A 23507-nucleotide genomic window follows, 5' to 3' on the forward strand; every position below is an offset into this window, starting at 1 on the left:
GTCTTCGCCGCGGCGCGGTTCAGGCCTGGCCGCGCTCGTCCAGCGCCTTGCGGATCTTGACGTCGGTCTTGTACTGGCTCAAGGCGTACACCGCCCAGATCGCCGCCGGCAGCCAGCCGATCAGGGTGATCTGCAGGATCAGGCAGACGATGCCGGCCAGCGGACGGCCGATGGTGAAGAACACCAGGAACGGCAGGAAGATGGCAATGATCAGTCGCATGCGTCGAGTCCTTTTGTCGGGCGGCGGCGCCGGCGTTCGTGCGGGGGGGCGCGCGCTACAAAAAAAACCGGCCGCGCCCGTCGTGATGGGAGCGCGGCCGGCCGTCTTACTTTACCGCAACCCGGCAAGCTGCCGGGAGGCGCTCACTTCAGCGCCTTGAAGCGCAGGCGGTGCGGCTTGGCGCCTTCCTCGCCGAGGCGGCGCTTCTTGTCTTCTTCGTACTCGCGGTAGTTGCCCTGGAAGAACTCCACGTGCGAGTCGCCTTCGAACGCCAGGATGTGGGTCGCGATGCGGTCCAGGAACCAGCGGTCGTGCGAGATCACGAAGGTGTTGCCCGGGAACTCGAGCAGGGCGTCTTCGAGCGCGCGCAAGGTTTCCACGTCGAGGTCGTTGGACGGTTCGTCGAGCAGCAGCACGTTGCCGCCCTGCAGCAGGGTCTTGGCCAGGTGCAGGCGGCCGCGTTCGCCGCCGGACAGGCTGCCGACCATCTTCTGCTGGTCCTGGCCCTTGAAGTTGAAGCGGCCGATGTAGGCGCGCGACTGGATCTCGATGCCGTTGATGTTGAGGATGTCGAGGCCGCCGGAGACTTCGTGGAAGACGTTGTGGTTGCCTTCCAGCTTGTCGCGGCTCTGGTCCACGTAGGCCAGCTTGACGGTCGGGCCCATGTCGATCTCGCCCGAGTCGGGCTTTTCCTGGCCGATGATCATCTTGAACAGGGTCGACTTGCCGGCGCCGTTCGGGCCGATGATGCCGACGATCGCGCCCGGCGGCACGACGAAGCTCAGGTTGTCGATCAGCAGGCGCTCGCCGAACTTCTTGGAGACGTTCTTGAACTCCATCACCTTGTTGCCCAGGCGCTCGCCCGGCGGGATGAAGATCTCGTTGGTTTCCTGGCGGCGCTGGTAGTCCACCGCCTGCAGCTCTTCGATGCGCGCCAGACGCGCCTTGCCCTTGGAGCGGCCGCCCTTGGCGTTCTGGCGGGCCCACTCCAGTTCCTTCTGGATCGCCTTCTGGCGGGCCTTTTCCTGGTTGTCTTCCTGCTTCAGGCGCTCGTCCTTCTGCACCAGCCAGTCGGTGTAGTTGCCCTTCCACGGAATGCCGCGGCCGCGGTCGAGTTCGAGAATCCACTCGGCGGCGTTGTCGAGGAAGTAGCGATCGTGGGTGACCGCCACCACGGTGCCGGTGTAGCGGGCCAGGAACTGCTCCAGCCATTCGACGGATTCGGCGTCGAGGTGGTTGGTCGGTTCGTCGAGCAGCAGCATGTCGGGCTTCTGCAGCAGCAGGCGGCACAGCGCGACGCGGCGCTTCTCGCCGCCGGACAGCTTGCCGACGACGGCGTCCCACGGCGGCAGGCGCAGCGCGTCGGCGGCGACTTCGAGCTGGTTTTCCAGGGTGTGGGCGTCGCCGGCGGCGAGGATCGCCTCCAGCCGCTCCTGTTCCTTGGCCAGCGCGTCGAAATCGGCGCCGTCCTCGGCGTAGGCGGCGTAGATCGCGTCGAGCGCGGCCTGGGCGTTGAGGACCTCGCCGACGCCTTCCTCGACCGCTTCGCGCACGGTCTTTTCCGGGTCGATCTGCGGTTCCTGCGGCAGGTAGCCGACCTTGATGCCGGTGGCCGGGCGCGCCTCGCCGGTGAAGTCGGTGTCGACGCCGGCCATGATCTTGAGCACGGTCGACTTGCCCGCGCCGTTCAGGCCCAGCAGGCCGATCTTGGCGCCGGGGAAGAACGACAGCGAGATGTCCTTGATGATCTGACGCTTCGGCGGCACGGTCTTGCTGACGCCGTTCATGGTGTAGATGTATTGCATGCGGACTCCGAAGCAGAGGCGCGCCTGGCCGGGCCCGGAAGGGGCCGCGGGGCGGGGCGGGGGGCGTTGCGAACAGCCGATTATCCCGCAGCCGGGTGACGGGTTCCAGCGCGGGGGCGCCGGGCGGGGGTGAATCCGGGGGCGCCGGCCCGCCTGGACAGGCCGGGGCCGGCTTCTGTGGGAGGGCCTTCAGGCCCGATGCCTTTCGCTCAGATCGCCGCGACCTGAGACAAGAGCATCGGGCCTGAAGGCCCTCCCACAAGAGCCGGCCCCGCCGCCGGGCTTACAGCCAGACGATCAGGGCGATCACCGCGGCCACCGCGGCGTACTTGAAGAAGTAATAGGCGCCCTTGCTGCGTTCCTTCAGCGCCTTGGACTTGAGCCGCAGGGCGTAGAAGTACTTGAAGATCTTGTTGATCGCGCCGGTCTTGTCGCCTTCGCTGTTCGGCGAGGCGCCCGCGGCGATCAGGCGCTTGGCGATGAAGCGGTTGAGCCCGCGCGCCCAGGCGAAGCGCATCGGCCGCTCGATGTCGCAGAACAGGATGATGCGGTTGTGCTGCGAGCCGTTCTGCGCCCAGTGGATGTAGGTCTCGTCGAACATGGTCCATTCGCCGTCGCGCCAGCTGTAGCGCTGGCCGTCGACGTCGATGAAGCAGGCGTCGTCGTTCGGCGTTTCCAGGCCCAGGTGCAGGCGCAAGGAGCCGGCGTAGGGGTCGCGGTGCGGGCGCAGTTCGCTGCCCGGCGGCAGTTCGGTGAACATCGCCGCCTTGACGCTGGGGACCTCGCGCAGCAGCTGGGTGGTGACCGGGCACAGCTCGGCGGCCGAGGGATGGGCCTCGTCGTACCACTTCAGGTAGAAGCGCTTCCAGCCGCGGCGGAAGAACGAATTGAAGCCGACGTCGTTGTACTGGTCGGCGGCCTTGATCTGCTGCATCTCGCGCAGGTGCAGGGCCTCGGCGCGGACCTCGCGCCAGCGCGCGCGCAGCGGCTCGAGCTCGGGGAAGTGCTCGTCGGGCTTGAGGTACGGGGTGGTCGGCACCTTCGAGCAGGCGTACATCAGCACGTTGATGGGGGCCATGAACGTGGAGTGGTCCAGCAGCTGCCGGCCGAGGCGGTGACGGACCCGGCCGCGGAAATGCACGTAGACCGCGGCGGCCAGGAACAGGAAGACGAAGACCCATTTCACGGTCGGGACATCCAGGGTGCGGGCGGGCCGGCCGGGCGGCGGCGGGCCGTGGGTGGGGAAGGGCGGGGCCATTGTCCGCCCCGGGCGGGGCCGGCGGGAGCCGCGCTTTGGCGGTTGGCCGCCATACGCCCCTAGGCTAACATTTCAAGTCTTACGTCAAGCCGCCCGGGCAGGTTTCCTCGGGCCGCGCCGCACAGATGGGGCCGCCCGGCCCGAGATTTCAAGCCCGGGCGGGCCCGCGCCGGCGCTGTCCGGGCCCGTGGGCGCCCTGGCGCGAGTCCTCCCCCCTCCCGTCCGCTCAATCTCCCGAGGCCCGCGAATGTTCCCCAGCACCACCCGTATTGCCGGATTCGACGACGAACTCGCCCAGGCCATCGCCGACGAGGCCCGCCGCCAGGAAGACCACGTCGAACTGATCGCCTCGGAGAACTACGCCAGCCCGCGCGTCCTGGAAGCCCAGGGCAGCGTGCTGACCAACAAGTACGCCGAGGGCTACCCGGGCAAGCGCTATTACGGCGGCTGCGAATACGTCGACATCGCCGAGCAGCTGGCGATCGACCGGGTCAAGCAGCTCTACGGCGCGGACTATGCCAACGTGCAGCCGCATTCGGGCTCGCAGGCCAACCAGGCGGTGTACTTCGCCCTGCTCAACCCGGGCGACACCATCCTCGGCATGAGCCTGGCCCACGGCGGCCACCTCACCCACGGCGCCAAGGTCAACGCCTCGGGCAAGCTGTTCAACGCGGTGCAGTACGGCGTCAACGATCAGGGCCTGATCGATTACGACGAAGTCGAGCGCCTGGCGCTGGAACACAAGCCGAAGATGATCGTCGGCGGTTTCAGCGCTTACTCGCAGGTGGTCGACTGGGCGCGCTTCCGCGCCATCGCCGACAAGGTCGGCGCGTTCCTGTTCGTCGACATGGCCCACGTCGCCGGCCTGATCGCCGCCGGCGTCTACCCGAGCCCGGTGCCGCACGCGCACGTGGTCACCTCGACCACCCACAAGACCCTGCGCGGGCCGCGCGGCGGCATCGTCGTGGCCAAGCGCTGGGACGGCGCGGTCGGCGACGGCGAGGGCGCGGTGGGCTTCGACGACATGCAGAAGAAGCTGCAGAGCATCGTCTTCCCGGGCATCCAGGGCGGCCCGCTGATGCACGTGATCGCGGCCAAGGCGGTGGCGTTCAAGGAAGCGCTGGAGCCGGAGTTCAAGGCCTACCAGGCGCAGGTGATCAAGAACGCCCAGGCGATGGCCAAGACCATCATCGCGCGCGGCTACAAGATCGTGTCCGGCGGCACCGAGAACCACTTGATGCTGGTCGACATGATCGGCAAGGGCATCACCGGCAAGGACGCGGAAGCCGCGCTCGGCCGCGCCCACATCACGGTCAACAAGAACGCGGTGCCGAACGACCCGCAGAAGCCGTTCGTGACCTCGGGCCTGCGCATCGGCACCCCGGCCGTCACCACCCGCGGCTACAAGGAAGCCGACTGCGTGGCGCTGGCGGAGTGGATCTGCGACGTGCTCGACAACCCGAAGGACGAGAAGGTCATCGCCGGGGTGCGCGAGAACGTGACCAAGCAGTGCGCGCAGTTCCCGGTGTATGGCTAAAGCCGTTCTCCGGGCGGCGGCGCTCGGCTGGCTTGCGTGCGTGAGCGCGCAAGCCGCCGAAGCTCCGCCGGGCGGAGACGCCGCGCCGTCCGCGGTCGTATCCAGGACGCTGACGCCGGCGAAGGCGAGGGCGAACGCGGCGAGCGTGGTCGCCCCACCGTCGCCGCCGTCGAACAGTCCGGACTTCAGCCAAGACATCGGCATGACCGAGACCTACTACATCCCGGCCTGCCGCATGGGCATGCCGGGCGGCGCGTACCGGGCGAGTTGGCGCGAGATTTCGGATTTCCACGACAAAAACGGCGTTGCGTGGTTGTCCGAGCTCGACCGCCATGGGGCGCCAGACTGGTATGCGCGACCCGGCAGCCGCGCGCCGGAGCCCGACAATCGTCCCGACGCGGTGTATCCCGCGGCGGCCGGCGGCAAGGTCGGCGAGGTCGTGGTGAAGGTCGTCATCGACGCCAAGGGGCGCACCCGCGACGCGATGGTGATCTGCAGCAACGACACCGTCTTCGACGCGCCCGCGCTCGCGTTCGCCAGGAAAGTCGTGTTCAAGCCGGCGCTGCGCGATGGCCGGGCGGTCGCCGACTATGGCAATGTGTCCATGCGTTTTTATCCGGACGGGCCGCAATACGGGTTCCGGCGGCACAAATGACCGGTCCCGGACGCCGCGGCTGTCCACTTGCGTATCGACCTACGGTGTCTTGATGCATTGCCCTTTCTGCCAGCACCACGACACCCGCGTGATCGACTCGCGCGTGTCCGACGACGGCGCCACCATCCGCCGTCGCCGCGTCTGCGAGGCGTGCGGCGAGCGCTTCAGCACGATCGAGACGATCGAGTTGAAGTTGCCGGTCATCATCAAGGGCGACGGCCGCCGCGAGGCGTTCGACGCGCGCAAGCTGCGCGCCGGCTTCGACCGCGCGCTGCAGAAGCGGCCGGTGTCGGAAGAACAGATCGAGGCGGCGGTGCGCGCGGTGGTGCACCAGCTGCGCATGACCGCCGAGCGCGAGCTGGTCTCGCGCCGGGTCGGCGAGTTCGTCATGGCCGAGCTGCGCAAGCTCGATCATGTGGGGTATGTGCGTTTCGCCTCGGTGTACCGCTCGTTCGAGGACGTGGCCGATTTCCGCGAAGAGCTCGACCGGCTCGAGCGCGACGCGCCCGGCGACGGGCAGTTGCCGTTGCTGGGCGGGGACGATCCGCGCCCGGACAAGAAGAAGCGCTGAGCGCGATGAGGACGTCGCGCCGCTTCCGCTACGAGCGCAAGGCCCTGGCGAAGCATTACGGCAGCGGCGCCGAATGGCTGCTGGCGCTGTGGGCGGCGTTCGCCGCGTTCGTCTGGGCGATCGACGGGCTGGTCGAGCCGGGGATGCTCGCCATCGTCCTGACTACGGGCGCGGTGGCGGCGTTCGCCTGCGCGGCGGCGCGTTGGCAGTCGACCAGGCTATGGCGCGAATACGGCGACGCGAGGGTCTGGCTCGAAGCCGGCCACCTCGGCGTGGAGCGCAGCGGCGAGCGCCTGTCGTTCGTGTCGCTGGCGGACGTCGAGCGCGTGCGCCTGTACGCGCGCTCGGGCCGGGCCGTGCGGCTGGTCGCCGAACGTGCGGGGCCGAGCTATCAGATCGTGACCGGCCTGGACAATATGGACGAGTTCGTCGCCCAGTTCCGCCGACACGCCCCGCAGGCCAGATACGAGCCGATGGTGAACGAATGAACGCGAACGATTTCACCGCCACCGACCACGCCCACATGGCCCGCGCCCTGCGCCTGGCCGAGAAGGGCGCCTACACCACCAAGCCCAATCCGCTGGTCGGCTGCGTGATCGCCCATGGCGAGGACGTCGTCGGCGAAGGCTGGCACGAGCGCGCCGGCGAGCCGCACGCGGAAGTGCACGCGCTGCGCGGCGCCGGCGAACGCGCGCGCGGCGCCACCGCTTACGTGACCCTGGAACCGTGCGCGCACACCGGCCGCACCGGGCCGTGCAGCGAGGCCTTGATCGTGGCCGGCGTGGCGCGGGTGGTCGCGGCGATGCGCGATCCGTTCCCGCAGGTCGACGGCGCCGGCTTCGCCAAGCTGCAGGCCGCCGGCATCGCGGTGAGCAGCGGGCTGATGGAGGCGCAGGCGCGCGCGCTCAACCGCGGCTTCCTGTCGCGGGTGGAACGCGGCCGGCCGTGGCTGCGGGTCAAGCTGGCGGCGAGCCTGGACGGACGCAGCGCGCTGGCCAGCGGCGAATCCAAGTGGATCAGCGGCGAGGCCTCGCGCCAGGACGTGCAGCACTGGCGCGCGCGCGCCGGCGCCATCGTCACCGGCGCCGGCACGGTGCTGGCCGACGACCCGTCGCTGACCGTGCGCCTGGGCGACGCCACGCCGTTCGTGGCGCCGCTGCGGGTGGTGCTCGATCCGGGCCTGGCGACGGTCGCGCGCGGCCGCGTGCGCGAGGGCGACGCGCCGACGCTGTACCTGCACGCGCCCGACGCCAAGCCGCCGCGCGGCCTCGACGCCCAGCTCGCGGCGGTGCCGGTGCGCGAAGGCCGCATCGACCTGGAAGCGGTGCTGCGGCTGCTCGCGCAGCGCGAGGTCAACGAGATCCAGCTCGAAGCCGGCGCGACCCTGGCCGGCGCGTTCCTGGCCCAGGGCCTGGTCGACGAAGTGCTGCTGTACGTCGCGCCGGTGCTGCTCGGCGAAACCGCGCGACCGCTGTTCGACGGCCTCGGCATCGATGCGATGAGCCGCAAGTTCCAGCTCGACGTGATCGATGTGCGGCGCTTGGGCGAGGATACGCGGGTGCTGTTGAAGCCCAGGGGCCAGGAGTGAGCGCAGAGGAGTGAGGAGTGAGCGAAAGCGCCGCGCATCAGCGCATCCTGCTTTCGCTCACTCCTCACTCCTCTGCGCTCACTCCTCGCCCCATGAGCCGAAACGACTTCAAAGACCACTTCTCCGCCATCGCCGAGGCCTACGCGGTCGCGCGGCCGGAGTACCCGGACGCCTTGTTCGACGCGATCGCCGCGCACGTGCCGGCGCAGGCGCAGGTCTGGGAACCCGGCTGCGGCAGCGGCCAGGCCACGCGCGGCCTAGCCGCGCGCTGGGCGCGGGTGCATGCCTGCGATCCCAGCGCGCAGCAGGTCGAGCGGCATTGGGCGCATGCGGCCGCGTTGCGCGGCGAAGGCAATGTGCGTTTGAGCGTCGCGCCGGGCGAGCGCTGCGATCTCGACGACGGCGGCGTCGGCCTGGTCGCGGTGGCGCAGGCGCTGCACTGGTTCGAGCGCGAGCGCTTCTTCGCGCAGTGCTCGCGGGTGCTGGCGCCGGGCGGCGTGCTGGCGGCGTGGTGCTACGGCGATTTCGAGATCCCGGAGGGCATGGACGCGGCGGTGTCGGCGTTCCGTGCCGACATCGACGGCTATTGGCAGCGCGAGAACCATGAGGTGCGCGAAGGCTACGCCGGCTACGACTGGCCGTTCGAGCCGGTGCCGGCGCCGGAGTTGTGGTTGAGCGCGCGCTGGGGGCTGGCGCGGTTCCTGGGGTATCTCAATTCGCTGTCGGCCAGCGAGCGCTGCAAGAACGCGACCGGCGAAGACCCGGTCTACGCCCACCGCGCCGCGCTGAGCCGCGCCTGGGGCCCGCCGGACGCCGAGCGAGAACTGCGCTGGCCATTGGTGCTGCATTTGCGCCACAAGCCGGCGTAATCGGCTGTTGTGGGAGGGCCTTCAGGCCCGGTGCTTTTGTCTCAATTCGCAGCGATTTGAAACGAGAGCATCGGGCCTGAAGGCCCTCCCACAACAGCGGGCCCTCCCACAACAACCCGGCGCCCGCCAAAACAGCGGGCCGGCCCGCGGAACACAGCATCCGACCGCCCCGGACAACCGGCCGGCCGGCCGCCGGGTGCTAAACTGCACCCCGCCGGCCCAGGCCGGCACCACCAGTAACGTCTTCAGGGCGGGGCGAAATTCCCCACCGGCGGTAGGCGCCTTGCGCGCGAGCCCGCGAGCGCCCGGGCGGTCCGGTTTCCTGTCAGGAAGCCGCGCCGCGCGGGGTCAGCAGATCCGGTCGAATGCCGGAGCCGACGGTCACAGTCCGGATGAAAGAAGACGACTGCGCGCGAGCCCGTCCGCCAGGCCGGGCGAGAACGGTTCCCGCGGCCCCGCGCCGCGCGTCGTGCGTTGTCCTTCGCGCCTTGAGGCGTTTTTCGCTCACCACTTGCGGGAAACGTTTCATGATCACTCTTCACAGCACTGCCGCGTCGGCGCTCCGCCAGGAGGTCCGCTGATGTTCACCGGCATCATCGAAGGCGTAGGCCGCCTCGTGTCCACCCAGCCCATCGGCGGCGACGTGCGCCTGCGCATCGCCACCGGCAGCCTGGATTTCTCCGAACCCAAGCTCGGCGAGAGCATCGCGGTCAACGGCGTCTGCCTGACCGTGATCGAGTTCGGCGCGGATTGGTACGACGCCGACGCGTCGACCGAAACCCTCGCCCTGACCACGCTCGGCGCGCTGCAGGCCGGCGCCAAGGTCAACCTGGAACGCGCGATGCGGCCCAGCGACCGGCTCGGCGGCCATTTGGTCAGCGGCCACGTCGACGGCGTCGGCGCGGTCGAATCCGTGCGCGAGGACGCGCGCGCGCAGCGCTGGCGCTTCCGCGCACCGGCGCCGCTGCTGCGCTACATCGCCAAGAAGGGCTCGATCTGCGTCGACGGCGTCAGCCTGACCGTCAACGAAGTCGACAGCGAAGGGTTCGAGGTCGCGCTGATCCCGCACACCGTCGCCAACACCGCGTTCTCCGACAGCGCCGTCGGCGCGCCGGTGAACCTGGAGATCGACCTGGTCGCGCGCTACGTCGAGCGCCTGCTCGGCGAGCGCCCCGGCGCCGGCGGCGCGGAGGTGTCGGCATGAGCTTCGCTACCGTTCCCGAACTGCTCGAGGAAATCCGCGCCGGCCGCATGGTCGTCATCGTCGACGACGAAGACCGCGAGAACGAAGGCGACCTGATCATGGCCGCCGAACTGGTGCGCCCGGCCGACATCAACTTCATGGTCACCCACGCCCGCGGGCTGGTGTGCCTGTCGCTGATGCGCGAGCGCTGCCTGCAGCTCGGCCTCGGCCCGATGGTGCGCGACAACACTTCGCCGCACCACACCAACTTCACCGTCAGCATCGAGGCGGCCGAGGGCGTCACCACCGGCATCTCCGCCTACGACCGCGCCCACACCGTGCGCACCGCGGTGCGGCCCGACGCCAAGCCGTCGGATCTCGCCCAGCCCGGCCACATCTTCCCGCTGATGTCGCAGCCCGGCGGCGTGCTCAGCCGCGCCGGCCACACCGAGGCGGCGAGCGACCTGGCGATGCTGGCGGGCCTGGAGCCGGCCGGCGTGCTGGTCGAGGTGCTCAATCCCGACGGCAGCATGGCGCGGCGCCCGGAGTTGGAGAAGTTCGCCGCCGAGCACGGCTTGAAGATCGGTTCGATCGAGGAACTGATCCGTTATCGGCTCGCCACCGAGCACACGGTCGAGCGGGTGGACGCGCGCGAGATCGAGACCGAGCACGGCCCGTTCCAGTTGCTGAGCTATCGCGACCGCCTGACCCGCGCGGTGCACTTCGCCCTGCAGCGCGGCGAAGCCGACGCGGACGCGCCGACTCTGGTGCGCGTGCACGTACAGAACCCGTTGGCCGACGCGCTGCACTGGCGCCGGCCCGACTTCGGCCCGGCGGTGGGCGACGTGCTCGCCGCGATCGCACGCGAGGGCCGCGGCGCGCTGGTGCTGCTGTCCGACCACGCCGACCCCGACGCGCTGCTGGCGCGGGTGCGCGAGCAGCCCGGCGCGCACGAGCCGCATGCCGGGGAGCACGACGAAACGCCGGCCGCGGCCGCGCCGCCGCCGACCCGCGGCCACGCCCTGGCCGAATGGCGGCGCAACGGCGCCGGCGGCCAGATCCTGGCCGACCTGGGCCTGGGCAAGCTGCGCGTGCTCGGCACCCCGCGCAGGCAGATCGGCCTGGCCGGGTTCGGGCTCGAGGTGGTCGAGTACGTGGACATCGCCCGCCTGGGCTGAGGCCCGCGACGCCGCCCGCGCGCCCCCGGCGCGCGGGCGGCGATGCCCCGTGGGCCGCGCCCCGGCCCCGGCGCGGCCCGCCATCGCCCCCCAACCGGTAGACTAAGCCCCCTTACGTCCGCCCCCCGCACAGCGAATCCCGCCATGCCCCATTACGAAGGCGACCTGCGCAGCCCGCCGGGCGCGCGCTACGCCATCATCGCCAGCCGCTGGAATCCGCGCATCACCGATACCCTGGTGGCCGGCGCGCGCAAGACCTTCGCCGAGCACGGCATCGCCGAGGACGCCATCGACGTGGTCCGCGTCCCCGGCGCCTGGGAATTGCCGGTGCTCGCGCGCCGCCTCGCCGCCGCCGGCCAGCACGCCGCGGTGGTCGCGCTGGGCTGCGTGGTGCGCGGCGACACCCGCCACTACGAACAGGTCGCCGACGGTTGTTCCGACGGCCTGATGCGCGTCTCGCTCGACTACGGCCTGCCGATCGCCAACGGCGTGCTCGCGGTGGAACGCCACGAGGACGCGGAGAACCGCGCCGGCGGCAGCCACGGCAACAAGGGCGAGGAAGCGGCGCTGGCCGCGTTGGAAATGAGTCATCTGCTGGAGCAACTGCCATGAATCGCCGCCGTCCGGATGGCATCGACCCCGTCGCGCGCTCGCGCGCCCGCCGCCGCGCCCTGCAGGCGATCTACGCCTGGCAGATGACCGGCACCCGCGCCGACGAGGTGATCGCCCAGTTCGCCCACGAACAGGCCCACGAAGTCGCCGACCTGGCCTACTTCGAAGACCTCGTGCGCGGCGTCGCCCGCCACCAGGAGGACGACCTCGACCCGGCGCTGGCCCCGTTCCTCGACCGCGAGATCGAACAGGTCGACCCGATCGAGCGCGCCGGCCTGCGCATCGCCGCCTACGAACTGCGCCACCGCCTCGACGTGCCCTACCGCGTGGTCATCAACGAGGCCATCGAGTCGGTCAAGCGCTTCGGCGCCGAGCACGGCCACACCTACGTCAACGGCGTGCTCGACCGCGCGGCCGCGCAGTGGCGCGCGGCCGAAGCGGCCGCCGCGGCCAAGAAACGCTGACGCGGTTGGAAGGGGGGAGCGTAGAAGTGAGCGTAGAGAAGTGAGGAGTGAGCGAAAGCGGAGCCGCTCTTGCTGGATTCGCGCCCGTTTGCTTCTTGCTCACTCCTCACTCCTCTCCGCTCGCTTGTAGCCTGATGGCCGAATTCGATCTGATCGCCGCGATCCGCGCTCGCGCCGCCGCGCTCGCGGAGGCGCGCGGCGACGTCGCGCTGGGCATCGGCGACGATGCCGCGCTGTTGGCGCCGCCGGCGGGACGGCAGTTGGTCGTCGCCACCGATACCCTCAATCGCGGCGTGCATTTCGCCGCCGACGCGGCGGCCGGCGACATCGGCTGGAAGTCGCTGGCGGTCAATCTGTCCGACCTGGCCGCGATGGGCGCCGAGCCTGCGTGGTGCACCTTGTCGCTGTCGCTGCCCGACGGCGATGCGCGCGCGCGCGCCGCCTTCGTCGAGGGCTTCGCCGACGGCTTCCTGGAACTGGCCGCGCGGCATCGCGTGGCCCTGGTCGGCGGCGACACCACGCGCGGGCCGCTGTCGGTGTGCGTGACCGCGATCGGCTTCGTCGAACCCGGTTGGGCGCTGCGCCGCGATGCGGCCGGCGTAGGCGACGAGATCTGGGTGACCGGCACGCTCGGCGATGCCGGCGCCGCATTGGCGTTGGACGGGATCGAGGGCTATCGCGATTTCGCCGTGCGCCGCATCGACGGCGCCGATGCGGGCGCTGGCGTCGACAGCGAAGCGGACGCCGCCAGCGCGTGGCTGTACCAGCGCCTGCGCCGGCCGCAGCCGCGCGTCGCCGCCGGTCGCGCGCTGCGCGGCTTGGCGCGCGCGGGCATCGATGTGTCCGACGGATTGCTCGCCGACCTGGGGCATGTCTGCGTCGCGTCCGGCGTCGGCGCTTGCCTCGATGCGGCGGCGTTGCCGGCTTCGCCCGCCTTGCTCGCGGCCTGCGCCGAGGACGCGCGCCGCGCGCTGCAACTCGGCGGCGGCGACGATTACGAACTGTGCTTCACCGCGCCGGCGCGCCAACGCGACTCCATCGCCCGCGCGCTGGCCGCCGCGGACACGCCGGCCGCGGTGATCGGTCGGATCGAGGCCGAGCCCGGCGTGCGCGTGCGGCTGGCCGACGGCGCGATGTGGACGCCGTCGAAGCGCGGCTACCAGCATTTCGGTTGAAGCGAGGCCCGGAAGCGGCTTCGGGCCGTGCGCGCGGCTCTTACGGGAGCGGCTTCAGCCCCGGCGCTTTTTGTGCCCGTTCGTGGTGAACTGAGCGGAAAGCGTCGGGACTGAAGTCCCTCCCACGAAAGCTTCGAGACGACGCCTCGTCGTTGGGTCGCTTGGCGATGGATCGGGCGCAAGCGCGCCGCGTCGCGTCCGGCTCTTGTGGGAGGGGCTTCAGCCCCGACGCTTTTGTGCCCGTTCGCGGCGATCTGAGCGGAAAGCGTCGGGACTGAAGTCCCTCCCACGAAAGCTTCGAGACCACGAAGGTTTCGAGACGATGCCTCGCCGTCGGGTCGCCTGGCGCAGGCGCAGGCGCAAGCCCGCCGCGTCGCGTCCGGCTCTTGTGGGAGGGGCTTGAGCCCCGACGCTTTTGTGCCAACTCGCGGCGACCTGAGCGGACGGCATCGGGACTGAAGTCCCTCCCACGAGAGTCAAGGCACTGACTTTGTCATCGAGCCATGGAGCCGCGACCTCGGCGCGGCGCGAGGAACCGCACGCCGCCTTGCCTACTTTGCCGAAACCGATTTCCGCTCGCGCACCCTGCCATCAGTTGGGTCGGCGCGGCGAAAAAGTTCAGACCGTTTTCATCGCGCCGATGCAAGCCTGAACGCCTCTCTCCACGGATCGCCCGCATGCGCCGGATCGCGCCGACTTCTCCTCGTTCGCGTCGGCGCCGGATCGCGTCGGCCTGCGCCTGCGCCGCGCTCGCGCTCGGCCTGGGCGGCTGCGGCGCGGTGCGCACCATCGTCGGCATCAACACCGTCCATCTGGAGCAGGCGCGGGTCGATTCGATGCAGGTCGATCTGGCCTCCGGCGCGGCCACGGTCTGCCCGCGCGAGCGCGTGCAGATGCACGTCGTCGTCGGCGCGCAGTTGCCGTCGCAGGCCGCGCCGTTGCTCTACGAAACCTGGCGCGGCAGCAACGGCACCCGCCGCAACGGCATGCTCGATTTCCGCAACTTCGCGTTCAACAGCGAACAGGGCCGGTTCGACGAACTGGGCTGGTTCGCGCCCAATCCGGACGTGCTGGCGACCGTCGACAGCGGCTTCGCGATCGGCGCGAACCTGATCCACCCGAGCGCGCAGTTCGCCCGGACCGCGCACTATCCGCCCAGCTACGACTGCATCGCCGCCGTCGGCGCGCCCGGCGGCGGCGGCGCGCAGGGCCGCGACGGCGGTTACGGCGACAGCGGCCACGACGGCCACGACGGCGGCCACGGCGGTCGCGGCGGCTATGGCCGCAACGGCGGCGACGGCGAGCCCGGCGGCGGCGGTTACGACGGCCCGCACCTGCGCGCGTACGCGACTTACATCGCCACCGGCCGCTACCCGAAACTGCTCGCGGTGCGGGTGGAAGGCGACTTGCAGGACCTGGTGCTGGCGCCGGCCATGCGCGCCTTCACCGTGATCGCTAGCGGCGGCCGCGGCGGTGCGGGCGGCGACGGCGGCAGCGGCGGCGCGGGCGGCGACGGCGGTCGCGGCAGCGACGACAAGGACCGCCCGGGCCATGGCGGCGATGGCGGCGACGGCGGCGATGGCGGGTACGGCGCGCCGGGCGGCCACGGCGGCGACGGCGGCGAGATCGAACTGATCTACGACCGGCGTTTTCCGGAACTCGCCGAACTGCTGCGCTTCGATGTCTCCGGTGGGGGCGGCGGCAGCGGCGGCAGCGCCGGTTCCGGCGGCAGCGGCGGCGATGGCGGCCGCGGCGGCCTGGGCAAGGGCCGCGACGGGCACTCGGGCGACTACGGCAGCAGCGGGCCGGTCGGTCCCAGCGGACGCCCGGGCCTGGCGCGGATGCGGGCGGGCGATGTGTCGGCGCAGTTTCGCGGCTTGCCGGGCGTGAAGCCGTTGTAGCGCCACCGCGGCGCGCGCGCCGTCGGTTGCGGACGCGGCGTCGGCACGTGTGCGCCCGCGCGGGACAGAGGCGGCGCTGCGCTGCGTTCGCGATTGCGCGAGCGCTCTCGCCACGGCGACATGCGTTGCGCAAAACACAAGCGACCGCCGCGACCGCCGCGCCGGCCGTGGGCTTAAGAACGTTTTAACCGCGACAATGCGAGTCTGATCGCCGACCGTCGCCATCGCACCCGCCGAGAAGGATTTCATGCGCCGTGCCGTCCGTTCGTCGCTCGTTTCTTCATTCGCATCGTCGCGCGTTTCTGCGCGCGCGATCGCGCCCGCGTGGCCGCTCGCGATCGTCGCGGCGCTCGCACTGAGCGGCTGCGGCGCGGTGCGCACGCTCGCAGGCGTCAACACCTTGCGCCTGCACGATGCGCGGGTCGATGCGATGGAAGTCGAGATCGGCGGCGGAGCGCGGGTGATCTGTCCGCGCCAGCCGATGCAGATGCACGTGGCGGTGTCGGCGCAATGGCCCGGGCAAGCGGCGCCGGCGACGTACGACACCTGGCGCGGCGCGCCGGGCATGCGCCGCAACGGCAAGCTGGATTTCGCCGATTTCGCGTTCGCCAGCGAGCAGGGACGGTTCGACGAATGGGGCTGGTTCGAGCCCAATCCCGATGTGCTGGCGACGGTGGACAGCGGCTTCACGATCGCCACGCAGCTGCTGCATCCCGATGCGCCGTTGCGCCAGACCCAGCACTACGACGCCGACTACAGCTGCATCGTCAGCGTGGGCGCGCCCGGTGCGCCCGGCCGTGCCGGCGCCGACGGGTCCGACGGCGCTTCCGGCGGCAGCGGCGGCAGCGGCCAGCGCGGCGGCGAAGGCGGTTGGGGCGACAGCGGCGGTCCCGGCGGCAACGGTTACGACGGCCCGCAACTGCAGGTCTATGCGACCTATGTGCGCACCAAGCGCCATCCGAAATTACTCGCGGTGCGCGTACGCGGCGATATGAACGACTTCGTGCTCGCGCCGGCCGACCGTCCGTTGGCGTTGGTCGCGCGCGGCGGGCAGGGCGGCCGGGGCGGCAGCGGCGGGGCCGGCGGCGAAGGCGGCAGCGGCGGTAGCGGCGCCAGCGCCAGCGACGACCGCAACGGCAACCAGGGCGGCAGCGGCGGCGATGGCGGCCACGGCGGTTCCGGCGGCGATGGCGGCGTCGGCGGCAACGGCGGCGCGATCGAGCTGGTCTACGACGCGCGCTATCCGGAGCTGGCCGGGCAGCTGCTGCTCGATGTCGACGGCGGCCTGCCGGGCGAAGGCGGCACGGCCGGCTCGTCCGGGCGCGGCGGTTCCGGCGGTTCCGGCAGCGGCGGCTCGGGCGGCAGCGGAAACTCGGGCAATTCGGGCAACTACGGCCGCTACGGTTCGGCCGGGCAGGCCGGCCGCGCGCATGCCAGCGCCGGCGAGGTCGCGCGCTATTTCCGTTCGGTTCCCGGGATCGAACTGCTGCCCGATCCGCGGCGCTGACGCGCGCGCGGCTCAGGCGTCGGGCAGCAGCTTGCCCGGATTGAGGATCGCATCGGGATCGAACACGGTTTTGAGCTGGCGCATCAACGCCAGCGTCTGCGCGCCCACCGCCTGCGGCATGAAATCGCGCTTGGCCAGGCCGATGCCGTGTTCGCCCGACAAGGTGCCGCCCAGCGCCAGCGCCAGTTCGAACACGCGCCCCATCGCGGCGTGGGCGCGCGCGCTCTGATCCGCGTCGGCCGGATCGAACAACAGGTTGACGTGCAGGTTGCCGTTGCCGGCGTGGCCGAAGCACACGATCGGCAGGTCGAACTCGCGCGCCAGCTCCTGCACGCCGTCGACCAGTTCGGGAATGCGCGAGACCGGCACCACCACGTCTTCGTTGATCTTGCCCGGCGCCAGCGTGCGCAGCGACGGCGACAGCGCCTTGCGCGCGGCCCACAAAGTCTCGCGCGCGGCTTCGTCGGCGGCGTCGTCGAGCGACAGCAGGCCGTCGCCCGCGGCCGCGCGCTTGAGCGCGTCGATGGCGTGGGGCAGGGTGTGGGCGTCGCCGTCGGCTTCGATCATCAACAGCGCGCCGGCATCCAGCGGCAGATCGGCGCCGCCGACGTCGCGCGCCAGGCGCACGCATTGGCCATCCATGAATTCCAGCATCGACGGCGTCACCGGTTGCGCCATCAGCCGCGCCACCGCCTGCGCCGCCGAGGACACGTCGCGATAGACCGCGCGCAGCGCCGCGCGCGCCGGCGCCGACGGGGTCAGGCGTAGGCTGGCCTCGACGATCAGCGCCAGCGTGCCTTCGCTGCCGACCAGCAAACGATGCAGGTCGTAGCCGGTCGAACCCTTGGTGGTCGCGGTGCCGCAGACGATCAACTCGCCCGCGCCGGTGATCGCGGTCAACGCCAGCACGTTGTCGCGGCTGGCGCCGTACTTCACCGCGCGCGGGCCGCCTGCGTTGCAGGCGAGGTTGCCGCCGACGCTGCTGTAGGCGGCGCTGGTCGGATCCGGCGGCCAGAACAGGCCGTGCGGCTTGAGCGCGGTCTGCAGGTCGCCGTTGAGCACGCCCGGCTCGACCACCGCGCAGCGGTCGCCGGGACGGATGTCGACGATGCGGTTCATGCGTTCGAACGAGACCACCACGCCGCCGGCGACCGGCACCGAGGCGCCGGTGGTGTTGGTGCCGCGGCCGCGCGCGATCACCGGCACGCGCTCGCGCCGGCACGCGCGCACCAGCGCCTGCACCTGCTCGCGCGTGCGCGGCAGCGCGACCGCGTCGGGCAGGGCGAGACGGCGCGAGTTGTCGTAGGCGTAGGCCAAACGCTCGCCCGGATCGGTCAGCCAGGCCTCGCCGAGCAGCTGCGCCAGTTCGGCCTGCAGCGCCGGCGGCAGCGGCGCGCCGGCGTTCACTGCGCCGGCTCCTGTCCAGCAGACTCCTGTCCAGCAGACCCCTGTCCAGCAGGCTCCTGTCCAGCACGTCCCCGCCGCGGCGCCGCCGTGGCCGGCGCGCGCATCAGCTTGCGCAGCAGCGCGCCGACGATGCCGAGCGACAGCGCGGGCAACACCACCCATTGCGCCTCCGACCACAACACTTCCAATCCGCGCGCGCTGAAGAAGCGCGCGCCGATCGGCGAGACCTCGATCGGCCGCCACGGCGCGAAGATGCGCGCGTCCGACCACGGCCAGTACAGGGCCACGCCGAGGCCGCCGTCGGTGAGCGCGTCCAGCAGCGGATGCGAGGCCGCGCACAGGAACAGCCACCACGCCGCGCGCCAGCGCGGTGCGCGCAGCCATGGCGCGGCCAGCGCGCCGAGCGCGGCCAGGGCCGCGGCGAACGCGAAGGAATGGCTGGCGCCGCGATGGCCGAAGTCGTCGGCGTAGGCGATGCCGAGCTTGAACGCGACCACGTCGGCGTCCGGCAGCATCGCCGCGAGCGCGCCGGCGGCGAGCAGGCGCGGGGAAATGCGCTGGCGTCCGAGCGCCAGGCCCAAGGCCAGCGGGACTACGGCGTGGGTCATCACGGTCGGCATGCGGTCGGGTCCGGGAGCGAGTGTGAGCGCGGGTGCGGCGGGAATGCGGGCGATCGCGCGCGGGAGCGGATCGCGGCGATATCAATCGTCGGCGCGGAAGGCGTCGCGCAGCCAATTCAGTCGCGGCCGCTCCGGATCGCCTTGCGCTTCGACCACATCGAAACGGCAGGCGCGGTCGGCAAGCGCGCGATGGCGCTGCAGGAACGCCAGCGCGGCGAGCACCAGCTTGCGCCGCTTGCGCGCGTCCACCGAGACCGCGCCGCCGCCGTAGCGGTCGTCGCGGCGATAGCGCACTTCGACGAAGACCACGGTGTCGCCGTCGAGCATCACCAGATCCAGCTCGCCGACGCGGAAGCCGGCGTTGCTGGCCAGCGGGCGCAGGCCGTAGCCGAGCAGGTGGTCGCGCGCCGCGGCTTCCACCGCGGCGCCGCGCCCGCGCGTGCCGGGGTCAGCGGCGCGAGGCATCCGCCAGCGGCACCGCGACGCCGCTGCTGAAGGTCGACCACGCCGGGGTGCGCAGCACGTTGCCGAAGCCGTCGATGCGCAGCACGCCGGTGGCGCCGGCGACGTAGGCGTCGGAGCGGCCGGCCAGGCGTTCGAGATACGCGCTGAGCTGCCAGGCGTCGTAGCCGAAGGCGAACAGGCGCGCGGCCGGGCCGCGCGCGGTCGGCAGCTGCTGGGCGGTGCCCACCGCCGGCGGCAGGCCGCGGATGCCGCCGCTGATCCAGGATTCGGACGGGAAGGCGATGCCGTCGAGGACGCGGTCCTGCTCCGGCTTGCCGGTGCCCAGCAACAGCTGCGAGGTCGCCGCGCGCGGCTTGTCGGCCAGTCCGGACAGGGCCAGCTTCGGCACCAGGGTGCGGCCGACGCTGCCCTTGACCGCCAGGAACACGGCGTCGACGCCGCCTTCCTTGGTCACGAACGGGGTGAGGTCGGCGGTGCCTTCGCCGATGGCGTCGGTGACCGCCGCGCCGCGGCCGGCCAGGCGTTCCTTGAACGCGGCGACCGCGCGGCGCTGGCTGTCGTCGTCGCCGGCGATGACCAGCACGCGCTTGGCCTTGCGCTCGACCAGGTAGTCGGCGGCGGCAGTGCCTTCGTCTTCCGGGGTCAGCGAGAAGCTGACGTTGCCGCTCGGCGGCGGCGTGTTGCCGCGGTTGAGCGCCAGCACCGGCACCGGCAACGCGTTCTTGCCGAACAGCGCGCTGACTTCGTCGCGGCCGAGCGGGCCGATCACGAAGTCGTTGCCCTCGGCGGCGGCCTTGTCGTAGGCCGACAGCGCGCCGGCCGGGGTGCCGGCGGTGTCGTAGAAGTGGATCTCCGGGCGGCGCCGGCTTTCGCCGTAATAGGCGGCGAGCAGGCCGTCGCGCACCGCGGCGGCGGCGGCCGCGGCCGGGCCGGTGCTCGGCAGCAGCACCGCCAGCTTGACCGGCGGGCGATAGCCGTCGGCCTCGGCCGGCGGGCGCTGGGCGGAGTGGAAGCTCCAGTCGGAGGTGCGGTCGAACGGGCGCGGCAGCGGCAGGCCGCGCTTCATCAGCGCGCGGCCGACGAAGTTGTACAGCGGGTCGCCTTCGATCAGCGCGTTGGCTTCGCGGCTGAGGGTGGCGTCGTCGAGCTGGCCGAGCAGGCGCTCGATCTGGCGCTCGTTTTCGCTGCGTTCGGTGCCGCTGAGCGAGGCGTGGTTGCGCGCCAGGTGCTGGGCCTGGGCGACGATGGGATTGGAGGCGGCGACGGTCGCGACCGGACGGGTCTCGACGCTGGCACAGCCGCCGAGCACGGCGGTGGCGGCCAGGGCGCAGAACATCCATGTGAGAGCGGGCCGGTTCTTGCTTCGATTCATCGGCTTGCGTGCGCCGCGGGCGGCGTTCCTGTGGGACCGGGTAGGATTCTACCCGGCCCGGGCGACGCGGATGCGTGCCGGGGCCGCGCCGTTCAGTCAGATTCCCGCCCGCTTCCGAGTCGGTCCCGCCCTACGATGCAAACTCCCGGCACCCTGCACATCGTCGCCACCCCGATCGGCAACCTCGGCGACCTGTCGCCGCGCGCGCTGGAGACCCTGCGCACGGTCGCGGCGATCTGTGCCGAGGACACCCGCCACACCCGCCAGCTGCTGTCCCACTTCGGCCTGGAGCGGCCGCTGCTGGCGCTGCACCAGCACAACGAGGAGCAGCAGGCGGCGCAGCTGGTGGCGCGGCTGCAGGCGGGCGATTCGCTGGCGCTGGTGTCGGACGCGGGCACGCCGCTGGTCAGCGACCCGGGTTTCCGCCTGGTCCGCGCCGCGCGCGCGGCCGCGATCAAGGTCTCGCCGGTGCCCGGCGCCTGCGCCGCGATCGCCGCGCTGAGCGTGGCCGGCCTGGCCTCCGACCGCTTCGCCTTCGAGGGCTTCCTGCCGGCCAAGGCCAGCGCCCGCCGCGAGCGCCTGGGCAAGCTCGCGGCCGAGCCGCGCACCTTGTTGTTCTACGAATCGGCGCACCGGATCGAGGAAGCCCTCGACGACATGGCCGCCGCGTTCGGCGGCGCGCGCGCGGCGGTGCTGGCGCGCGAGCTGACCAAGCTGTTCGAGACCGTGCTCGACGGTCCGCTGGAGGCGCTGGCGGCGCAGGTCAAGGCCGATCCGAACCAGCGCAAGGGCGAGTTCGTGATGATCGTCGAAGGCGCCGGCGACGATGCCGACGCCAAGGTGATCGAAGGCAAGCGGCTGTACGCCAAGCTCAGCGAGCATCTGCCGCCGTCGACCGCGGCCAAGCTCGCCGCGGAATTGAGCGGGGCGCCGCGCAAGGCCTTGTACGGCAGCGGCGGCGACTGAGCCGGCTCAGGAACGGCGCTTGCGCAGCGCGCGCATCGCTTCGGCCAGCGGCCGCAGCAGCTCCGGCGGGGCCAGCACCTGGAAGTTCCAGAGGTCGTCCGACAGCAGCAGCGGCAGGCCGTGCACGCGCAGCACGGTCTCGCCGCCGTCCAGGCCCAGGTTCTGCTCCAGGACGAATTCGGCCGAGCCGCCGATCGCGTCCAGGCCGCGCCTGAAATCCTCGCGCAACTGCGTTTCGCTCCAATCGGGCAGATAGTCGGCGAGGTCGTGCGCGTCCAGCAGGCCGTGCCGGCGCAGCATGCCGCGCGGATACAGCGGGTAGTGGTCTTCGGGATCGACGGGGTCGCTCATCGCGGTCGCGCGGCCGGTACGGGGGCGGCGTTCACTTTAGCGCTGCGGGGCCGGCGCGCTCGTGCGACAATGCGCGCCGCAAAGTGGGCCAGGCAGTCGCGTCATCGGGTCGCAAGATCCGGTGCCGAGGAAAGTCCGGGCTCCATAGGGCACGGTGCCAGGTAACGCCTGGGCGGCGCGAGCCGACGGAAAGTGCAACAGAGAGCAGACCGCCGAACGGCTTCTTCGGAAGCGCGTGGTAAGGGTGAAACGGTGCGGTAAGAGCGCACCGCGAGTCCGGCAACGGACCGGCACGGCAAACCCCACCGGGAGCAAAACCAAATAGGGAGGTCATGACGCGGCCCGCGTCGCCTCCGGGTAGGTTGCTTGAGCGTAGCGGCGACGCTGCGCCTAGAGGAATGACTGTCCACGACAGAACCCGGCTTACAGGCCCACTTTGCGGCTTTTTTAGGCGAAGCCCCAAAACCCAAGTTTGCTGCGCAAACTTCGGGCGCCGGCTATGAGCTTCCAAATCCCCGCCCCTTCGGGGCGCCCCCTTTACCAAAGGGGGCTCTCCTGTAGGTAGGGGCGTTGTGATTTGGAGAGAGGGCTGAATGCAGAATCAAAATGGGTTCCGGCTTTCGCCGGAATGACGGTGGTGGAGGTTCGGCGCACTCCCCACTCTGTCATTCCGGCGAAAGCCGGAACCCATTTTGATTCTGCCGCTCGATTGCGCTTCGTCCCGCTCACGCCTCAAGGCGAACCGGTCGCCCGCGCCCGACGCACCTCACTGCGCAGCGCCGATCTGCTGCATGAAGGCCTGGTTGTCCCAGAACAGCCACTCCTCGACCATCACTCCGTTTTCCCAGCGGCCGAAGGTGGCCATGTCGAGCTTGAACGGTTTGTTGGTCGGCGCCAGGGTCTTGCCGTTGGCCAGCGCCATCGGGCGGGTGAAGGTGCCTTCCATCACTCCGGTCACCGCGGTCAGGTTGCCCTGGGCGACCTTGATCGGATGGACCTTGATCCGGGTGTCGGGGGCGAATTCGAACTGCGGCTTGAGCGCGGCGAGGTGCGCGTCCAGGCCGGTCGTGGTGCTGCCGTCGGGGTAATGGACGAGGATGTTCTGGGCGTGGCTGCGGTGGAAGTGGTCCCATTGCTGGCCGCTGTAGTGGACGAAGTCGAGTTCGTCGAAGGTCTGCAGGTTGCGGTCCTGCTGGGCCTGCTCGGCCTGCAGGCGCTTGAGCACGGCGGCGTCGGCGCGGGCCGCCGTCAGCGGAACCTGGGCCGGCTGCGGGCGCGCGCAGCCCGCGACGGCCGCGGCGATCAGGACGACAAGGGGCAGGGCGGCGCCCCGCGGGACGGGTCGAAAGGGGCCGATCGCGCGCATTGTGGATAACTCCGGGACAAGTCGTCGCCACGCTAGGGCGAGGCACGTCAAATGAATGTCGAGTCCACCCTACGCCGGCGAATTGGACGCCGCACGTCCAGCCCCATAGCCGAGGCCGATCATCCTTTGCATTCCGATGCTTAGCGCCGATTCGCGCAAACCGCCGCAATTTCAGCAGGGTGAAGAAAATGTGACGGCGCTCGCGCCAGGGTCACTTTGTGACGTTAATAGTCTCAAAACCTGAGACGAAACAACGCTTAGTGGATAAGTCTTGAATAAGACTCTGAAGTTCTTCGCAAGCCATTGATGCGCCTAGCGAAATTGAGTCAGGAAAGTTGTTGACAACCCGTTGCGCCCTGCTAATGTGGGCATCCGAGGGAAAACCGGGGTTTTTGTGGTTTTCGGAGGCCAGTCGTCCCGGTCGGTAGGGACGAATG

Annotated in this window: 25 protein-coding genes, 1 other RNA gene, 1 pseudogene and 1 riboswitch; of the genes and pseudogenes, 15 read left to right on the forward strand and 12 right to left on the reverse strand. The window is 70.9% G+C overall.

Annotated features, from left to right (window positions below):
• Positions 1-19 precede the first annotated feature (19 nt).
• From JHW41_RS05375 to lpxO, 3 genes are all read right to left on the reverse strand, one after another.
• Entirely contained in the window at positions 20-220 is a 201-nt protein-coding gene (locus JHW41_RS05375; protein ID WP_057948840.1) for a YqaE/Pmp3 family membrane protein, read from the reverse strand.
• Positions 221-363: 143 nt separating this feature from the next.
• Entirely contained in the window at positions 364-2025 is a 1662-nt protein-coding gene (gene ettA / locus JHW41_RS05380) for an energy-dependent translational throttle protein EttA (protein WP_057948839.1), read from the reverse strand.
• Positions 2026-2308: 283 nt separating this feature from the next.
• Positions 2309-3211, reverse strand: a complete 903-nt coding sequence (gene lpxO / locus JHW41_RS05385; RefSeq protein ID WP_057948838.1) for a lipid A hydroxylase LpxO — start codon at positions 3209-3211, stop codon at positions 2309-2311.
• 319 nt (positions 3212-3530) lie between these two features.
• Here lpxO and glyA point away from each other — a divergent pair, with 319 nt between their 5' ends.
• The 6 genes from glyA to JHW41_RS05415 all read left to right on the forward strand — a co-directional run bounded on the left by glyA (position 3531) and on the right by JHW41_RS05415 (position 8503).
• A complete protein-coding gene (gene glyA / locus JHW41_RS05390; protein WP_057948837.1) occupies positions 3531-4820 on the forward strand; it encodes a serine hydroxymethyltransferase in 1290 nt (429 codons plus the stop codon).
• Entirely contained in the window at positions 4813-5475 is a 663-nt protein-coding gene (locus JHW41_RS05395) for a TonB family protein (protein WP_250449267.1), read from the forward strand. Before glyA ends, JHW41_RS05395 begins: the two co-directional genes overlap by 8 nt.
• Before the next feature lie 52 nt (positions 5476-5527).
• Entirely contained in the window at positions 5528-6046 is a 519-nt protein-coding gene (gene nrdR / locus JHW41_RS05400; protein ID WP_250449268.1) for a transcriptional regulator NrdR, read from the forward strand.
• A gap of 5 nt (positions 6047-6051) precedes the next feature.
• Positions 6052-6534 carry a hypothetical protein gene (locus tag JHW41_RS05405; RefSeq protein WP_250449269.1) on the forward strand — a complete coding sequence of 161 codons (483 nt, stop codon included), beginning with the start codon at positions 6052-6054 and terminating at the stop codon, positions 6532-6534.
• Positions 6531-7634, forward strand: a complete 1104-nt coding sequence (gene ribD / locus JHW41_RS05410; RefSeq protein WP_250449270.1) for a bifunctional diaminohydroxyphosphoribosylaminopyrimidine deaminase/5-amino-6-(5-phosphoribosylamino)uracil reductase RibD — start codon at positions 6531-6533, stop codon at positions 7632-7634. The genes JHW41_RS05405 and ribD overlap by 4 nt, the downstream gene beginning before the upstream one ends.
• 92 nt (positions 7635-7726) lie before the next feature.
• The gene (locus JHW41_RS05415) at positions 7727-8503 is read left to right on the forward strand and encodes a class I SAM-dependent methyltransferase (protein WP_250449271.1); all 777 of its coding nucleotides are present in this window, start codon (positions 7727-7729) and stop codon (positions 8501-8503) included.
• A gap of 41 nt (positions 8504-8544) precedes the next feature.
• Here the strand turns inward: JHW41_RS05415 and JHW41_RS26435 are convergent, their stop codons facing one another.
• Positions 8545-8658, reverse strand: a complete 114-nt coding sequence (locus JHW41_RS26435) for a DUF6053 domain-containing protein (RefSeq protein ID WP_428995458.1) — start codon at positions 8656-8658, stop codon at positions 8545-8547.
• An 82-nt stretch (positions 8659-8740) separates the two neighbouring features.
• Positions 8741-8911: riboswitch (FMN riboswitch) on the forward strand.
• A 172-nt stretch (positions 8912-9083) separates the two neighbouring features.
• Between JHW41_RS26435 and JHW41_RS05420 the strand changes: the two genes are divergently transcribed.
• The 5 genes from JHW41_RS05420 (at position 9084) to thiL (ending at position 13115) form a co-directional block, all read left to right on the forward strand.
• A complete protein-coding gene (locus JHW41_RS05420) occupies positions 9084-9707 on the forward strand; it encodes a riboflavin synthase (RefSeq protein WP_123646944.1) in 624 nt (207 codons plus the stop codon).
• A complete protein-coding gene (gene ribB / locus JHW41_RS05425) occupies positions 9704-10864 on the forward strand; it encodes a 3,4-dihydroxy-2-butanone-4-phosphate synthase (protein WP_250449272.1) in 1161 nt (386 codons plus the stop codon). Before JHW41_RS05420 ends, ribB begins: the two co-directional genes overlap by 4 nt.
• Before the next feature lie 144 nt (positions 10865-11008).
• Complete coding sequence (gene ribH / locus JHW41_RS05430; RefSeq protein ID WP_057948827.1) at positions 11009-11476, forward strand: 6,7-dimethyl-8-ribityllumazine synthase; 468 nt, start codon at positions 11009-11011, stop codon at positions 11474-11476.
• Positions 11473-11940 carry a transcription antitermination factor NusB gene (gene nusB, locus JHW41_RS05435; protein WP_057948826.1) on the forward strand — a complete coding sequence of 156 codons (468 nt, stop codon included), beginning with the start codon at positions 11473-11475 and terminating at the stop codon, positions 11938-11940. The genes ribH and nusB overlap by 4 nt, the downstream gene beginning before the upstream one ends.
• A 134-nt stretch (positions 11941-12074) precedes the next feature.
• Positions 12075-13115, forward strand: coding sequence for a thiamine-phosphate kinase (gene thiL / locus JHW41_RS05440; RefSeq protein WP_250450777.1), 1041 nt, complete (start codon positions 12075-12077; stop codon positions 13113-13115).
• On the opposite strand, the gene JHW41_RS26440 is transcribed toward thiL, so the two are convergent.
• Positions 13097-13405: a DUF6053 domain-containing protein gene (locus JHW41_RS26440; protein WP_428995459.1), complete on the reverse strand. Its 309-nt coding sequence runs from the start codon at positions 13403-13405 to the stop codon at positions 13097-13099. The genes thiL and JHW41_RS26440 overlap by 19 nt on opposite strands.
• Complete coding sequence (locus JHW41_RS26445) at positions 13335-13565, reverse strand: DUF6053 domain-containing protein (RefSeq protein ID WP_428995460.1); 231 nt, start codon at positions 13563-13565, stop codon at positions 13335-13337. Before JHW41_RS26445 ends, JHW41_RS26440 begins: the two co-directional genes overlap by 71 nt.
• 227 nt (positions 13566-13792) lie before the next feature.
• On the opposite strand from JHW41_RS26445, the gene JHW41_RS05445 reads away from it, so the two are divergent.
• Both JHW41_RS05445 and JHW41_RS05450 read left to right on the forward strand, forming a co-directional pair.
• Complete coding sequence (locus JHW41_RS05445; RefSeq protein ID WP_250449273.1) at positions 13793-15016, forward strand: hypothetical protein; 1224 nt, start codon at positions 13793-13795, stop codon at positions 15014-15016.
• Between the two features lie 373 nt (positions 15017-15389).
• Positions 15390-16523 carry a hypothetical protein gene (locus tag JHW41_RS05450; protein ID WP_250449274.1) on the forward strand — a complete coding sequence of 378 codons (1134 nt, stop codon included), beginning with the start codon at positions 15390-15392 and terminating at the stop codon, positions 16521-16523.
• A gap of 12 nt (positions 16524-16535) precedes the next feature.
• On the opposite strand, the gene JHW41_RS05455 is transcribed toward JHW41_RS05450, so the two are convergent.
• The 4 genes and pseudogenes from JHW41_RS05455 to JHW41_RS05470 form a co-directional block, all read right to left on the reverse strand.
• Positions 16536-17930 carry an FAD-binding oxidoreductase gene (locus JHW41_RS05455; protein WP_250449275.1) on the reverse strand — a complete coding sequence of 465 codons (1395 nt, stop codon included), beginning with the start codon at positions 17928-17930 and terminating at the stop codon, positions 16536-16538.
• 122 nt (positions 17931-18052) lie between these two features.
• Positions 18053-18550, reverse strand: a pseudogene (locus JHW41_RS05460) (metal-dependent hydrolase); the annotation flags it as partial.
• 81 nt (positions 18551-18631) lie between these two features.
• Positions 18632-19015 (reverse strand): YraN family protein, encoded by a 384-nt coding sequence (locus JHW41_RS05465; protein WP_250449276.1) that lies wholly within the window; start codon positions 19013-19015, stop codon positions 18632-18634.
• The gene (locus JHW41_RS05470) at positions 18999-20351 is read right to left on the reverse strand and encodes a penicillin-binding protein activator (RefSeq protein WP_250449277.1); all 1353 of its coding nucleotides are present in this window, start codon (positions 20349-20351) and stop codon (positions 18999-19001) included. Before JHW41_RS05470 ends, JHW41_RS05465 begins: the two co-directional genes overlap by 17 nt.
• A 171-nt stretch (positions 20352-20522) precedes the next feature.
• Between JHW41_RS05470 and rsmI the strand changes: the two genes are divergently transcribed.
• Positions 20523-21353 (forward strand): 16S rRNA (cytidine(1402)-2'-O)-methyltransferase, encoded by an 831-nt coding sequence (gene rsmI, locus JHW41_RS05475; protein WP_250449278.1) that lies wholly within the window; start codon positions 20523-20525, stop codon positions 21351-21353.
• A 6-nt stretch (positions 21354-21359) separates the two neighbouring features.
• Here rsmI and JHW41_RS05480 read toward each other — a convergent pair whose 3' ends face one another.
• Positions 21360-21704, reverse strand: a complete 345-nt coding sequence (locus JHW41_RS05480) for a hypothetical protein (RefSeq protein ID WP_250449279.1) — start codon at positions 21702-21704, stop codon at positions 21360-21362.
• An 80-nt stretch (positions 21705-21784) separates the two neighbouring features.
• On the opposite strand from JHW41_RS05480, the gene rnpB reads away from it, so the two are divergent.
• Positions 21785-22146: RNase P RNA component class A (gene rnpB / locus JHW41_RS05485), an RNA gene on the forward strand.
• Between the two features lie 324 nt (positions 22147-22470).
• Here the strand turns inward: rnpB and JHW41_RS05490 are convergent.
• On the reverse strand, positions 22471-22929 hold the full coding sequence (locus JHW41_RS05490) for an ester cyclase (protein ID WP_250449280.1): 459 nt from the start codon (positions 22927-22929) through the stop codon (positions 22471-22473).
• Positions 22930-23507: the final 578 nt, after the last annotated feature.

The organism is Lysobacter enzymogenes (assembly GCF_023617245.1).
Taxonomy (GTDB): Bacteria; Pseudomonadota; Gammaproteobacteria; order Xanthomonadales; family Xanthomonadaceae; genus Lysobacter; species Lysobacter yananisis.

Coding starts and splice junctions, on each gene's coding strand:
- thiL (WP_250450777.1), top strand. CDS start 12,075: ATGGCCGAATTCGATCTGATCGCCGCGATCCGCGCTCGCGCCGCCGCG.
- JHW41_RS05375 (WP_057948840.1), bottom strand. CDS start 220: ATGCGACTGATCATTGCCATCTTCCTGCCGTTCCTGGTGTTCTTCACC.
- JHW41_RS05470 (WP_250449277.1), bottom strand. CDS start 20,351: ATGTTCTGCGCCCTGGCCGCCACCGCCGTGCTCGGCGGCTGTGCCAGC.
- rsmI (WP_250449278.1), top strand. CDS start 20,523: ATGCAAACTCCCGGCACCCTGCACATCGTCGCCACCCCGATCGGCAAC.
- nrdR (WP_250449268.1), top strand. CDS start 5,528: ATGCATTGCCCTTTCTGCCAGCACCACGACACCCGCGTGATCGACTCG.
- ribH (WP_057948827.1), top strand. CDS start 11,009: ATGCCCCATTACGAAGGCGACCTGCGCAGCCCGCCGGGCGCGCGCTAC.
- JHW41_RS05420 (WP_123646944.1), top strand. CDS start 9,084: ATGTTCACCGGCATCATCGAAGGCGTAGGCCGCCTCGTGTCCACCCAG.
- ribB (WP_250449272.1), top strand. CDS start 9,704: ATGAGCTTCGCTACCGTTCCCGAACTGCTCGAGGAAATCCGCGCCGGC.
- ettA (WP_057948839.1), bottom strand. CDS start 2,025: ATGCAATACATCTACACCATGAACGGCGTCAGCAAGACCGTGCCGCCG.
- glyA (WP_057948837.1), top strand. CDS start 3,531: ATGTTCCCCAGCACCACCCGTATTGCCGGATTCGACGACGAACTCGCC.
- JHW41_RS05465 (WP_250449276.1), bottom strand. CDS start 19,015: ATGCCTCGCGCCGCTGACCCCGGCACGCGCGGGCGCGGCGCCGCGGTG.
- JHW41_RS05445 (WP_250449273.1), top strand. CDS start 13,793: ATGCGCCGGATCGCGCCGACTTCTCCTCGTTCGCGTCGGCGCCGGATC.
- JHW41_RS26445 (WP_428995460.1), bottom strand. CDS start 13,565: ATGCCGTCCGCTCAGGTCGCCGCGAGTTGGCACAAAAGCGTCGGGGCT.
- JHW41_RS05480 (WP_250449279.1), bottom strand. CDS start 21,704: ATGAGCGACCCCGTCGATCCCGAAGACCACTACCCGCTGTATCCGCGC.
- JHW41_RS05395 (WP_250449267.1), top strand. CDS start 4,813: ATGGCTAAAGCCGTTCTCCGGGCGGCGGCGCTCGGCTGGCTTGCGTGC.
- JHW41_RS05415 (WP_250449271.1), top strand. CDS start 7,727: ATGAGCCGAAACGACTTCAAAGACCACTTCTCCGCCATCGCCGAGGCC.
- ribD (WP_250449270.1), top strand. CDS start 6,531: ATGAACGCGAACGATTTCACCGCCACCGACCACGCCCACATGGCCCGC.
- JHW41_RS05405 (WP_250449269.1), top strand. CDS start 6,052: ATGAGGACGTCGCGCCGCTTCCGCTACGAGCGCAAGGCCCTGGCGAAG.
- nusB (WP_057948826.1), top strand. CDS start 11,473: ATGAATCGCCGCCGTCCGGATGGCATCGACCCCGTCGCGCGCTCGCGC.